The organism is Marinomonas spartinae (genome assembly GCF_900089775.1).
In the GTDB taxonomy this organism is placed as follows: Bacteria; Pseudomonadota; Gammaproteobacteria; order Pseudomonadales; family Marinomonadaceae; genus Marinomonas; species Marinomonas spartinae.
Window position 1 is genome coordinate 143688 of sequence record NZ_FLOB01000003.1, and the last position, 14043, is coordinate 157730.

General features: G+C 45.3%; 13 protein-coding genes. 1 reads left to right on the top strand and 12 read right to left on the bottom strand.

What is annotated here, in order from left to right; all coding sequences use genetic code 11:
- Positions 1-15: 15 nt before the first annotated feature.
- From hflC to orn, 10 genes are all read right to left on the bottom strand, one after another.
- Positions 16-903 (bottom strand): protease modulator HflC, encoded by an 888-nt coding sequence (hflC, locus tag MSP8886_RS08425; protein ID WP_067014949.1) that lies wholly within the window; start codon positions 901-903, stop codon positions 16-18.
- On the bottom strand, positions 903-2147 hold the full coding sequence (hflK, locus tag MSP8886_RS08430; protein WP_067014953.1) for an FtsH protease activity modulator HflK: 1245 nt from the start codon (positions 2145-2147) through the stop codon (positions 903-905). Before hflK ends, hflC begins: the two co-directional genes overlap by 1 nt.
- A 39-nt stretch (positions 2148-2186) precedes the next feature.
- On the bottom strand, positions 2187-3482 hold the full coding sequence (hflX, locus tag MSP8886_RS08435; RefSeq protein WP_067014960.1) for a ribosome rescue GTPase HflX: 1296 nt from the start codon (positions 3480-3482) through the stop codon (positions 2187-2189).
- A 34-nt stretch (positions 3483-3516) separates the two neighbouring features.
- On the bottom strand, positions 3517-3762 hold the full coding sequence (hfq, locus tag MSP8886_RS08440; RefSeq protein WP_067014966.1) for an RNA chaperone Hfq: 246 nt from the start codon (positions 3760-3762) through the stop codon (positions 3517-3519).
- Between the two features lie 87 nt (positions 3763-3849).
- Entirely contained in the window at positions 3850-4782 is a 933-nt protein-coding gene (gene miaA / locus MSP8886_RS08445; RefSeq protein ID WP_067014969.1) for a tRNA (adenosine(37)-N6)-dimethylallyltransferase MiaA, read from the bottom strand.
- A 1-nt stretch (position 4783) separates the two neighbouring features.
- On the bottom strand, positions 4784-6736 hold the full coding sequence (mutL, locus tag MSP8886_RS08450) for a DNA mismatch repair endonuclease MutL (protein WP_067014972.1): 1953 nt from the start codon (positions 6734-6736) through the stop codon (positions 4784-4786).
- 55 nt (positions 6737-6791) lie between these two features.
- Positions 6792-8120, bottom strand: coding sequence for an N-acetylmuramoyl-L-alanine amidase (locus MSP8886_RS08455; RefSeq protein ID WP_067014980.1), 1329 nt, complete (start codon positions 8118-8120; stop codon positions 6792-6794).
- A 171-nt stretch (positions 8121-8291) separates the two neighbouring features.
- Entirely contained in the window at positions 8292-8750 is a 459-nt protein-coding gene (tsaE, locus tag MSP8886_RS08460) for a tRNA (adenosine(37)-N6)-threonylcarbamoyltransferase complex ATPase subunit type 1 TsaE (protein ID WP_067014982.1), read from the bottom strand.
- 73 nt (positions 8751-8823) lie between these two features.
- Positions 8824-10338 carry a bifunctional ADP-dependent NAD(P)H-hydrate dehydratase/NAD(P)H-hydrate epimerase gene (locus MSP8886_RS08465; protein WP_067014985.1) on the bottom strand — a complete coding sequence of 505 codons (1515 nt, stop codon included), beginning with the start codon at positions 10336-10338 and terminating at the stop codon, positions 8824-8826.
- 107 nt (positions 10339-10445) lie between these two features.
- The gene (gene orn, locus MSP8886_RS08470; protein WP_067014988.1) at positions 10446-10997 is read right to left on the bottom strand and encodes an oligoribonuclease; all 552 of its coding nucleotides are present in this window, start codon (positions 10995-10997) and stop codon (positions 10446-10448) included.
- 74 nt (positions 10998-11071) lie between these two features.
- Here orn and rsgA point away from each other — a divergent pair, with 74 nt between their 5' ends.
- Positions 11072-12109 (top strand): small ribosomal subunit biogenesis GTPase RsgA, encoded by a 1038-nt coding sequence (gene rsgA / locus MSP8886_RS08475; RefSeq protein ID WP_067014989.1) that lies wholly within the window; start codon positions 11072-11074, stop codon positions 12107-12109.
- Between the two features lie 83 nt (positions 12110-12192).
- Here the strand turns inward: rsgA and MSP8886_RS08480 are convergent, their stop codons facing one another.
- Positions 12193-13104: a flagellar motor protein MotB gene (locus MSP8886_RS08480; protein ID WP_067014990.1), complete on the bottom strand. Its 912-nt coding sequence runs from the start codon at positions 13102-13104 to the stop codon at positions 12193-12195.
- Between the two features lie 32 nt (positions 13105-13136).
- Positions 13137-13991: a flagellar motor stator protein MotA gene (motA, locus tag MSP8886_RS08485; protein WP_067014992.1), complete on the bottom strand. Its 855-nt coding sequence runs from the start codon at positions 13989-13991 to the stop codon at positions 13137-13139.
- Between the last annotated feature and the right edge of the window lie 52 nt (positions 13992-14043).

Below are 14043 nucleotides of genomic sequence, written 5' to 3' on the forward strand. Positions count from 1 at the left end.
TTGAATATTACCATTCTATTTGACTGTTTCTTTCTTGCCATTGGAGTTATTCAAGTATTTAAAGAACTCCCCATCAGGCTGAATAACAAACAGATCTTTATTTCCTTCAAAGCTATCACGATAAGCCTGAAGACTCCGATAAAAGTCATAGAACTTCGGATCCTGCTTATACACTTTAGAGTATATCGCTGCTGCTTTAGCATCGCCATCACCACGAATCATTTCAGCATCACGCTGTGCATCCGCCTCAATAACAACACGCTGACGATCAGCATCGGCTCGAATGCCTTCCGCAAGCTCTAAACCTTTCGATCTGTGCTCACGAGCCTCGCGCTCACGCTCTGTTCGCATACGCTGATAAACAGACTCACTCACGTCTGGCGGAAGATCAATACGCTTCACACGGATATCAATAATTTTGATACCCAACTCAGATTGAGCCACTTTATCTAATTTGTCACGAAGCTCTGTCATCAATTGATCACGCTGACCAGACACAACCTCATGCATGGTACGCTCACCGAACTGATTACGAAGCCCCGTATCAACACGAGAAGACAACACTCGGTTCGCGACGAACACATCACCAGACGTTGCTTGATAGAACTTAGCAACAGACTCAATCCGCCATTTAACATAAGAGTCCACGATTACCGCTTTTTTCTCTAACGTTAAGTAGCGCTGAGGACGTGAGTCCATTGTCTGAATACGCGCATCAAACTTCTTCACTTCATTCACAATCGGAATTTTAAAGTGAAGACCCGGCTTAACATCAGCATCAACAATCTCACCAAATCGTAAGACGACAGCACGCTGCGTTTCGTTAACCACATACATCGACTGAGACGCAATTAGAATCGCAACCAAAGCAGCAAATAAAATTGCAAAAGAAGTTCCTTTCATTAGTTTCTCCCCTGCCTAGTTGCCGATGCTCCCTGACGCTTACGGATCTCATTAATCACCTGATCTGTTAGCGAACTCACACCATCAGGATCAAGCTTATTCACATCAAGCTTTTTCGATGATGCTTGATTTTTCATCAGCTGATCAAGCGGCAAATACATCATGTTGTTACCACCTTCCGTATCAATAACCACTTTATTAGTGTTTTTATACAGATTTTCCATTGTTTCAAGATAGAGACGGCGACGAGTCACTTCTGGCGCTTTCACGTATTCACGATACAGACGTTCGAAACGATCCGCTTGACCACTGGCACGAGCAACAATTTCAGAGCGATACGCTTCTGCCTCTTCACGAATACGCTGAGCATTACCTCGAGCCTGAGGAATAATACCGTTAGCGTAAGACTCCGCCTCATTACGTACACGCAATTCATCTTCTTTCGCCTTGATAACATCATCAAAGGCAGCCTGCACTTGATTAGGTGCCTGAGTATTTTCAACGTTAACTTTAGAAATCAACAAACCCGTTCCGTAAGAATTCATATAATCTTGCAAACGCGCTTTCACCTCTGTCGCAAGTAACTCACGACCCTCCGTCAAAATCTGATCCATTTCAGAACTACCAACAACATGGCGCAAAGCACTCTCGGTTGCCTGAGCAAGAGACTCTTCTGGATTTTTCACATTTAGTAGGAAATCTTTAGGGTTTTGTATCGAATATTGCACAGATACACTCACCTCAACAATGTTATCATCTACCGTAAGCATTAACGCTTTATGGTCAAGGGAACGTACTTTTGTCACGTTCACCTTAGTAACATTGTCGATCAATGGTGGATTCCAATGCAAACCAGGCTTAACCGTCTCATAGTATTTACCCAAGCGAAGAACGACACCACGTTCTTGCTGGTCAATTTGATAAATACCTGTCGACGCCCAGAGCACAAACAAGCCAACCACCAAGATAGCAATCAGACTACGATTAAATTTGCCAGAAAATCCCGAACCATTACCGCCACCGGATCCACCCTTACGCGATTTTTTCACGCCAAGCATATCCATAAGTTTGCGAAACGCTTCATCCAAATCTGGAGGCCCTTGCTCTTTCCCACCCGTTGGACGACCCCATGGGTCACTGTTTCCGGTCTCCTTATCTTTACCGTCAGGGCGATCACCACTGTTACGGCTCTTATCAGGATTCCACGGGTCCTTGTCGTTATTACCCGGTTCATTCCAGGCCATACTACATCTCCACTTTTCTAATGATAATTCTGTCGTGTCTTATGCCGCTTCGACTTCAATCTGATCTTCAGACATACCTGCGCGCGATAAAATCTGTAAGTAATCCTTTCTAGGCAACCGTACTTCCAACACCGATCGCCCAAAATCATCATAGCACTCAGAGCGAACCGCCCCCTGCTCAAATAGCATAGCCCTTAATCGACCTAATTCACTTGGTAAAATAAGTGTCTCATCCAAGACATCTACCGCCAAGATTTCTGCAATCGCTTGTTGCAACAAATCAATACCAACACCATCACGCGCTGAAAGCCAGACTCTAACAGGCATTCCATTCTCATCGCGATCAATTCGTGGCTCGGCCGCCGGCAAAGCATCTATTTTATTAAACACTTTTAATGTAGGAACTTCATTAGCACCAATTTCTTCTAACACACTATCTACTTCTACCATATTCTCTTCTCGAGAATGATCAGCAGCGTCCACCACATGTAAAAGCAAATCCGCTTCAGAAGACTCTTTAAGCGTCGCCTGAAAGGCTTTTACTAAGCGGTGAGGAAGCTGGCGAATAAACCCTACTGTGTCAGCAAGAACAATCGTGCCGATTTGCTCCAAATCCAAACGCCTTAACGTTGGATCCAAAGTGGCAAATAACTGGTCAGCTGCATATACCTCAGCCCCTGTCGCACGATTAAATAAAGTCGACTTACCCGCGTTCGTATACCCTACCAAAGAAACCGTCGGCACTGATGACCGAGCCCTTGAACGACGACTTTGATCTCGCTGGGAATCCACTTTAGCCAATCGCTTCTGAATGGACTTAATACGTTCACGCAGCAAACGTCGGTCAGTCTCGAGCTGGGTTTCACCTGGCCCACGCATACCGATTCCGCCCTTTTGGCGCTCTAAGTGAGTCCAGCCGCGAATCAACCGTGTTGACATATGTTGGAGCTGAGCTAATTCAACTTGCAACTTACCCTCATGGGTACGTGCACGCTGAGCAAAGATATCCAAAATAAGCCCCGTGCGATCAAGCACACGACACATTAGAACCGCTTCAAGGTTACGCTCTTGGGAAGGAGATAATGCATGATCAAAAAGAACGACTTGAGCGCCCTCTTGATCAACAATATTTTTTATTTCATCAAGTTTGCCGGAACCGACAAAATATTTGGAATCAGGTCGCTGACGTGACCCTGTTACCACAGCAACAGGATCCGCACCAGCGGAAATCGCCAGCTCAACAAACTCTTCAGGTCCATAAGATTCACCTTGATCATGAAAATCAATATGAACCAATACCGCAATTTCACCACTATCGGGGCGTTCAAAAAACAAATTAATATTCCTCAGTTTGCCCTATAACGGCAAACTATTCAGCGACATCTTCCGACTGATCAGTCGTCGGGATGCGTATAGTTCGAGAAGGCACAACAGTTGAAATAGCGTGTTTGTACACCATTTGGCTGACTGTATTTTTCAAAAGAATCACAAACTGATCAAATGACTCGATTTGGCCTTGTAGCTTGATGCCATTCACAAGAAAGATAGAAACAGGAATCCTTTCTTTGCGAAGGACGTTTAAGTAAGGGTCTTGTAATGATTGCCCTTTTGACATTGGAATCTCCTTAATTAGGGTAAAAATAAAAATTAATCTTGTTAAAACAATACGCTAGATAATACACCAAATCTTTTTGTATTTCCCCTATATAATCCTGCTTTCTATGTATTTCAAGGCCTCTGGCACAAGTTCTTTTGACAAACTATCGAAAATCATCAGATCTTCCCAACCTCGCAGCCAAGTTAACTGCCGCTTCGCCAGCTGACGAGTGGCAACCACCCCTTTAAAGATAGCATCTTCGAGCAAATCGTCACCATTTAAATAACTCCATAATTGACGATAGCCCACGCAACGGATAGATGGTAGCTCAATAGATAAGTCACCGCGCTGGTACAACCCCTCAACTTCGGCCAAAAAACCCTGATCCATCATTTCATAAAAGCGTTGCTCTATACGCTGATGCAAGACACTACGTTCTTTAGGCATTACAGCCAAATTCACCATCTCAAATGGCAAAGATACTGGTTCTTGTTCCGCCCACCACTGCGTCATGGAGACACCCGTCACTCGAAAAACCTCCAAGGCTCTCTGCAAACGCTGAGGGTCATTTGGATGAATACGTTGAGCAGATTCAGGATCAACACGAGACAATTCTTCATGCAAGGCCGCCCAACCCTTAACACTTGCTTCATGCTCAATTTCTTTACGCACCGCCTCATCTGCTTGCGGCAAAGGCGCTAAACCTTTTTGCAATGCGTTAAAATACATCATCGTCCCTCCTACCATAAGAGGGATTTTACCTTTGGAAGAAATATCTTTTGCATGCTCAACGGCATCTTCAACAAAGTCTGCAGCAGAATAAGACTCCAAGGGATCAATAATATCTATCAAGCGGTGCGGCGCTTTTTTTAACATGGCTGCATCCGGTTTCGCTGTACCGATATCCATGCCTTTGTAGACAAGCGCAGAATCCACACTAATAATCTCGTAACCATGATTCTGAGCCAGTTCAACAGCTAGCCCCGTCTTACCAGAAGCGGTTGGCCCCATTAAACACACCACACTAGGTTTGAGCATCTTAACGTCCCCTCAAAAAGAGCTTATCCAAGTCCGACATTGTCATCTGCGTCCAAGTTGGTCGCCCATGATTACATTGTCCGCTTCTCTCAGTAATTTCCATGTCTCTCAAAAGACTATTCATTTCTGCAATAGTCAGCTTTCGGTTTGCTCGAACAGCACCATGACACGACATAGTAGCCATTAACTCATTGGCGCGAGCCTCAATCAAATCCGATACACCGTTGGCTGCAAGGTCACTCACCACATCGCGCACAAGATTTTCCACATCGGCTTTAATCAAGATAATCGGCACTTCTCGCACCATCACACTTTCTAATCCAGTACGCTCAACCTTAAAACCAAATGCCAAAAACACATCGCCATTTTCTTCAACTAAATCGGCCTCACTTTGGGACACAGACACATTAATCGGCACCAATAAAGGTTGAGAGGCTATCGTCTTATCGTAGAAGGACTGCTTCATGCGCTCATAGACTATGCGCTCATGGGCTGCATGCATATCAACCAATATCATGCCACTTTCACTTTCCGACAAAATATAAACACCGTGTAACTGAGCGACAGCAAATCCCAACGGCGGAATAGCTTGATAACCCCCTTCTCTCACTTCAAACGATGTATCCGAACGAGTCTTCACACCAAAAGAGGCGTCATTCTCAAATGACACATCACCTTCTACAATACGTACTTCACCCGTTTCTGGATCGACTTCTTCATACTGATTCTCAGTATAATGTTGCGCATAATCCGATAACTGGCGCATACCATTGAGTTGACTGGTAATTTGTGCGGAATCAACCGCTCGCGAGGGTTTCATCCAATCAGAGCCTGCAGACGGCCGTTGACTCATCAAAGGCAACGCCTCTTGTTCAGCAATAACAGGCTCTTGAGACTCTGCATCAGAGGGAAGCCATGCACTTGCATTAGAACGCTCGCCTTCTGCTTCAGGACGAACATCGGCAATAGCCTTATGAATACGACTAAATAGAAAGTCATGCACCAACCTCCCATCTCGGAAGCGTACTTCATGCTTCGTAGGATGCACGTTCACATCCACTGTGGCTGGATCAAGCTCAAGATACAACACAAAAGTAGGATGACGCCCATTGTACAAAACATCTCGATAGGCTTGTCGTACAGCATGGCCGACCAACTTATCCTTTACCACTCTGCCATTAACAAAAAAGTACTGCAGATCCGCCTGAGAACGGGAAAACGTTGGTAAACCGATCCAGCCCCACAAACGAAGACCTGCAGCTTCAACATCAATCGTCAGGGAGTTTTCAATGAACTTTTTACCTAAGAGGCTTGCCAAACGATGCTCAGCATGGAGCTGATCCGTCACAGGACGCAAGTCATATACCTGCTTACTATTATGACTTAAACGAAAACCCACATCATAACGGCTTAACGCCAAGCGCTTAACCACCTCCTCAAGGTGACTAAACTCTGTTTTTTCTGTGCGCAAGAATTTACGGCGAGCAGGGGTATTAAAAAACAAATCTCGCACATCAATGGTAGTACCTTGCGGATGAGAAGCCGGCCGAATCGCCGTATTCATTTCTTTACCTTCTGCCTCGACTCGCCAAGCCTCCGCCTCATCTTGCGCCAACGATGTTAAATGCATCCGCGAGACAGAGCTAATACTGGCCAGAGCCTCACCACGAAAGCCTAAGGTTCGAACAGCTTCAAGGTCATCCAAGGTGACAATTTTACTGGTTGCATGACGACTTAACGCTAATGATAAATCCTCTTTAACAATCCCAGTTCCATTGTCACGAATTTTAATACGACGAACCCCACCCTGCTCAACCTCTATATCCAGTTGTGTTGCCCCTGCATCCAAACTATTCTCAAGCAACTCTTTAACAACAGAAGCAGGACGCTCAACCACTTCACCCGCAGCGATCTGGTTTGCTAAGCGAGGGGATAAAAGATTAATTCTTTGCATGAATTGCCTTTAGTCAGAAAGAAGCACCCATAAAAAGATGCGCTTTTTTTAGAAATCAACTTGCGGGAATAAGCAACTTTTGCCCAACCCAAATCACATCATTTTTCAACGTATTCGCCTCTCTAAGAGACTTCACCGACACTCGATTACGGCGTGCAATATCCGATAAGGTATCGCCTTTAGTGACCGTATAGGTTTCACCATTACGATGGGTTTGCTGCCACGCGATCAACGTCCCCTTAGGCGCATTCTGTGTAAAATAAGAAATAACACCAGAAGCGATCGCTCTTGCCAATTGGTAGCGATAAGTCTTGCTAGCAAGATTTTTGGCTTCAGTACTGTTAGATACAAACCCTGTCTCCACCAAAATAGAGGGAATATCTGGCGATTTTAACACAACAAAACCCGCTTGCTGAACCGAGCTTTTATGTAATTTAGCCACGTTATCTAAATCATCCAGCACGCTCTCCCCAACATTCAGACTCATCTGAATCGTCGAGTTCATAGACATATCAAGCAATACTTCTGCCAAGACTTGATCTTTATCATCCAAAGAAATACCGCCAACCAAATCCGCTGCATTTTCCTGCTGAGCCAACCAACGCCCCATTTCAGAGCTTTTGCCACTTAGTGACAGCGCCCAAACCGATGCACCACGGGCGCTGGATTTAGTAAACGAGTCTGCGTGAATGGAGATCAATAAATCGGCGTTGGCCTCACGCGCAATGCGTGAACGCTCCCGCAACTTAATAAACTTATCAGTAGAGCGGGTTAATACCGCCTTATATCCCTCTACTCGATTAATTCGGCGTGCCAACTCCTTGCCGATCGATAGCACCACGTCTTTTTCCCTGACGCGGTACTTACCCAACGCCCCAGGATCTTTACCACCATGACCAGGATCGATAGCAATCACAATATCGCGCTTACCACCAGACAACTTGGCTAAATTTTTGACAGAGGAAATGGTTTTAGTAGAGCCAGACTCTAATTCCACTAAAATTCTTGGACCATACTTCCCAGAAGCAGGGAGCACGGTACTTTTTGCCCTCACTTTTTTAGAGAGGTCCAGCACAAAGCGCACACCATCCTGACGTCGAGCATAGCGAACACGCATCAGAACATCTGAAGACAACGCTGACAAGCTATTCACCACATCTTGGCTCAACGTTACGTTACTCATATCGAGCACAACGCGATCTGGGTTAGAAAGAGGAAACAAACGATGCTCAGCGGGTTTGGACAACTCAAACACAATACGAGTGACGCCTTTTTGCTGAGCGACACGAATATCTCGTATTTCGCCAGCTGAAGCTCGCATTGAAACAAACAATAAAACAAAACAACTAACAACAAATAGAAGATTACGAAATTTATTATGCATATCAGACAGCTAGCCAGTATATTGTTACACTATAACTGGTGATAGGCGGGATCTCAATCTCAGCAAGAACAAAGACTTCGCCAGATAATGTATAAATAACTTACTTCCCCCGCTATTTCCTAAAACAATTGATAGCAATAAGAAAATATTTTCTCATCCCCATCAAGCGACTCACTCCTGCAAACCAACCAACAAAGCTTCCCCATGAGCCGAATTGGCTTTAATTTCCACAGAGCGACCTTGCCTTATCAACCCCAAGCGAACAACTATGTCGGCCTTAGGCAACACACCAACCCCTAATTCGGCCCACTCAATTAAGCTCAAGCTATCGGTAGCAAAATAGTCGCGAATCCCCATATATTCCAACTCTTCAGGATCACCCAATCGATATAAATCAAAGTGAAAGACTTCTAATCCCGCTACTTCATAGGGCTCAACAAGGGTATAGGTGGGACTTTTCACAGGACCAACATACCCAAGACCTTGCAACAGCCCCCTCACCAAAGTGGTCTTACCCATCCCTAAATCCCCTTCCAAGTAAACAACAGCACCTTTTTTGAAGGACGCAGCCAAACTCTGACCAAGAGCCACCATTGCCTCTTCACCAAATACCTCTCGCTCAACCTGCATTATACAGCCACCTTCTCCAGTATTTTTTATTACATCATAAATCTAAAATTCACTAACCAAATAGACACAAATCTTATCTGTCAATATAATCCAACAAATCGCACGGCTGCGCTCTATGTTCACCTAGCGCCCTTGCCGATAATCCAGCTGCATGATTATGCCAAGCGACAGCTAAAACGGAAGCCGTTAGCGAGCTTGAATAATAGGCTAAACAAGCTCCCAACATACCACTCAACACATCTCCAGAGCCGCCTTTTGCTAACATAGGCTCAGGCCTACCCGCCACATATACAGAACCAAACTCATCTGACACAATGGTCGTCGTTCCTTTCAGCACGACGGTGCAGCTGTATCGTTTCGCCAGCGTCAAACTGGCAACAACGGGATCTTTTAGAATATCATCAACGGGGCACCCTAATAAGCGCCCAGCTTCACCAAGATGCGGTGTTAGGACAGAGCCACTCGGCAGCACAACCTCTTCCGTTTGAGCTAGCCAAAACAAACCATCGGCATCGAGAACAACCGGACACTCATTTGTCACAGCGAGAGCCAACCAATTCTCGAACAATGCCTTACCCCATGACGCTCGACCTAATCCAGGACCAATAACCAAAGTGGAGTGATTACGTAACAGGCGCTGCTCACAAGATTCCGTCCCTGAGGCCAGCGCCATCACATTCGGGTTTCTTGAAAGGGAAGCCGATAAATGCTCACCTCGCGTTAGCAGTCCAACCGTCCCAGCTCCCGCCTTAGCAGCCGCCTCACTAGCCATAATAGCCGCACCACCAAAACCATAATCCCCGCCAATCACCGTCACATGACCAAACATCCCTTTGTGGCTGTCTTTTTGCCGAGGGCAAGGCGACCTATAATCTAAACGCTCAACCTCAAGCCAGTAAGCGGTTGGCTCAGGAAGCATAGACGATGAACCAAGGGATTCAAGCACTAATTCTCCAGAGGCAATCCCTCCTTTACCCAGTACATTCCCCAACTTAAGTTGAAGCATAGAAACAGTAAGGTCCGCCATCACTACATTCTGTTCAGCATACCCCGTATCAGAATCAACACCTGTCGCTATATCAACCGCAACCAGATGAGCGCCGCACGCATGTGCATCGTTCATCCATTGAACCGATTTAACTACCTCTTCACTCAGCGGCAACCTCGCCCCAATCCCTAATAACGCATCAACGACAACGATGTTATCAAACTCGTTATCAGCATACTGAACCACGCCATCGGCAAAGCGCTGACATACAACCCCTTTACTTAAAGCCAACTCATACGCTTTTTGGGCATCGCCTTGTCTAGCTTTTAAGGCACAATCCAATACACGAACGCTGTATCCAGCTTCTTGCAATAAGCCAGCAAACAACAGACCATCACCACCATTATTACCACCACCGACCACAACGATAAAACGCTGCACTTGCGGCCAACGCTGAAAAATCCGCTTATACAAAGCATTCGCGGCCTGTGCCATCACCTCAAAACTGTCAAATATCCCAAAAAGCTGCTGCTCAATCGTTCGTATGGTCTTCACATCGAATAAAGCACGAACAGGATAGCCTCCAACACTCTCACCCATACCCTTCTCCTTTTAACATTCGACGGAAAATCATCACTCAAAAAGTAACTCTAAACAATCAACGAAGCAGACAAACACATCGTTAAAGTATCAACGGGATATGCCCCCTATTCCCCCAAACCAAATACTGTTTTTCGGTAATGAGCCAACTCGCCAATCGACTCTAAAATATCATCTAAGGCCAAATGAGCCCCCTGTTTGCTAAAGCCTTCTAATGCCTCGGGCTTCCAACGCTTCGCCAATTCTTTAATGGTACTCACATCAATATAACGATAATGAAAAAAGGCTTCTAACTTAGGCATATAGCGATACAAAAAGCGACGATCCTGCCCTACACTATTACCACAAATGGGCGACGCGCCAGCTGGCAGATATTGTTCTAAAAACGCAATTGTTTCCGCTTCGGCCTGTTGCATACTGATGTCGGATGACAGCACTCGCGCCGTCAATCCTGAGTCACCATGATGCTTGGTGCACCACTCATCCATTGCATCCATCACTGCCCTTTCTTGATGAATGGCCAAGTTAGGCCCCTTCGCCAAGATATTTAAATGCTTATCGGTTACGACGGTAGCAATCTCAATAATTGTCTCTTTTTCAGGATCCAATCCAGTCATTTCCAGATCAATCCACACTAAATTTTCATTACTAAAGCTCATCTGCTGCCAAATCCTTTATTATCAATGCTAAGCATTATACTCTATGCGCCTTACTTTATGACCAGCTGAATAGAATGTCGAAGAGAAAACTTACAAAACAGCAAACTTGGCGCATCGAACGCATCCAAAAAGAACGTGTTGAACGTACTAAAAAACGCGATGAGCGAGCCCAAGAAACACTACAATCCTCCGACCTTGGCCCCGAAACGGAGGGAGTAATCCTGTCCCACTTTGGCACTCAAGTCGAAGTTGAAGGCACTCAAGCGCCTTTTCTAGGCGTCGCAACACGTTGCAATATGCGCGCAAACTTAGGACAACTCGTCACTGGTGATAGAGTCGTATGGCGACCAAAACAGAATGAAGGCGGTGTTGTGGTCGCCACTACCCCACGCACAACATCCCTATCGCGCCCCGATATGCACGGACGACTCAAACCCGTTGCCGCCAATATCGACCATATCGTTATCGTTATTGCCGTAGAACCCGTCGCACATGCCAACTTGATTGACCGCTACTTAGTGGCAGCAGAAACAGTCGGCATTCCTCCTGTCATTTTGCTCAATAAAAGCGATCTGATTAATGAGTCCAACAAAGCAGAACTAGATGCACTGATGAGCACCTATGAATCTCTCGGCTATCCCATCATTCGCACATCCATTGCCCATCAAGCTGGTATGGAATCTCTCTATGATTTTCTAAGTGATAAGACCAGCGTTTTTGTCGGACAGTCTGGCGTAGGCAAATCTTCACTCATTGGCACTTTATTGCCTGATATCGATATCAGCGTGGGCGAACTGTCTCAGAAACGCAAAAAAGGTACACATACCACCACAACCGCTCGCTTATTTCATATGCCTAAAGGCGGAGATTTGATCGACTCACCAGGTATTCGAGAGTTCGGACTGTGGCATATATCAGAAGAAGAGCTATTGAATGGCTTTATCGAGTTTCGACCGCACATTGGCTACTGCCGCTTTCGCGATTGCGCCCACGAAAAAGAGCCAGGCTGTGCAATTTTGGCAGCATTAGAAGCAGGCAAAATCTCCACGCAGCGCTTCGAAAGCTATATCCGCATCAAACAATCCATTCGAGATAACAACGCTACTTTTTAGATATCTCTGCCCTTTAAAAGCAAAAACCATTAAGAACACGTCTTAATGGTTTTTTTGCACTTCCCTAAATATAGCGAATTTGCTTAAAAAACATTTTGTGGTTTTAAATCGTATTCGGATTGCTTAGCAGAAGGGCCATAATTGAGACGATTACGCTCTAATAAAGCCTTATAAGCCTTATCTGTTAACAAGGTTATACTGATGCGCCGATTTTGCGGACTGTCTGGGTTAAAACGATTGTAAGGTACCGTATCCGATAAACCAATCACTTGGGCAATGCGACCATCTTTCACACCTCCTTCCTCCAATATCCGGCGCGCCGCATTGGCTCGCATGGAGGATAAATCCCAATTATCCAGCCTACTCTTATCATTATAACGTGTTGCGTCCGTATGCCCTGTAATAACAAGCGGATTACTCACCTTATTGAAAAAGCGCGACATAGACAGCAGCGTATTTACCATATCCGGCATCATACGTGCGCTACCCCGTTCAAACATGGGGTCTCTAGGGTCATCCAATAGGGTTATACGCACCCCCATTGGGGTGATATCAATCTTAATATTGTCCTTATTCGCCTGGATAATATCCATGCTCTCCAGTTTCTTAGCAAGCTCCTCTTTCTGTTGCTCACTTTGATCCTCACTCTTCACACCACCGCCAATATCTCGCTTTAACTCTTTAGTAGGCTTGGCGGTACTTCCAGGCTCAGGCAACTGAAGATCAAGCTTTTTCTGATTGCTCTTAGCAGGACTTCCACCAAGGTCAATAGGGCTTGCACTGTACCCTGCCGTTGAAGGCCCCATTGGATCATTAAAATAACCTTGGATGGCCGCTAATTGTTGCGGAGAAGACACATTAATCACCCAAAGCACCAAGAAAAAGGCCATCATTGCCAAGGCAAAATCAGCTAAGGCAATCTTCCAAGCGCCGCCATGATGCCCCCCTTTTTTTACCTTCTTGACACGACGAATGACAAGACCATCACGCTCCATATACGCTCCTCATCAACCCAACCATACGTCTATCATCTGTACTGTTTCAACTCGTCAGACAGCTCAATGAAGCTGGGACGCATATTAGGAGGCAATAACTTACGCCCCGTTTCTGCGGCAACAGGAGGCGCATAACCCGACACAACGGAAATCAAACATGATTTAATACATAAGTAAGCTTTAAGCTCATGAGCCCCCAAACTCTCCAGATGAGCCGAGGCAGGCCCAATAAAACCGTAAGCAAAGAAAATACCTAAAAAAGTTCCAACCAACGCCGCAGCTACATGAGTACCAATGGTTTCCATCGGACCACCGATGGAGCCCATTGTTATCACAATCCCCAACACTGCCGCCACAATACCAAACCCAGGCAAAGCTTCTGCCACACGATTTAGCGCATGACTTGGTGCCAACAACTCTTCTGCAATCTGTTCAATTTCTGAGTCCATAATGGCTTCAAGCTCATACGCTGGCAAACCGGTTAATGTATATACCCGATAATTATCCGTTAAAAAATTCACCACCTCATGATCCATCATTACATCAGGAAATCGGTTAAACAGCTCACTCGTAAAGGGCGATTCAATATCCTCCTCTATGGATAAAAAACCATTCTGACGACTTTTTTGTAACAGAGAATAAACCAAGCCTAGTAGCTGCAAATAAAACACTTTATTATGGCGACTACCTTTTATAATTTGAGGCAACATAAAGAGAACTTTCTTTTGCAGCGAAAACGGGTTCGCCATCATGAAAGCCCCAAGCGCAGCACCACAAATAATCAGCACCTCATAGGGCTGCCATAAAACTAAAAGATTACCATGGGATGCAAGATAACCTGTCACAACACTAATAATGACAATTAGAATGCCCGCTAGCGCAAACATATTTTTTTCCTTAGTACAGTCAAAGTATGCTCATTTCTAAATATACAGTATG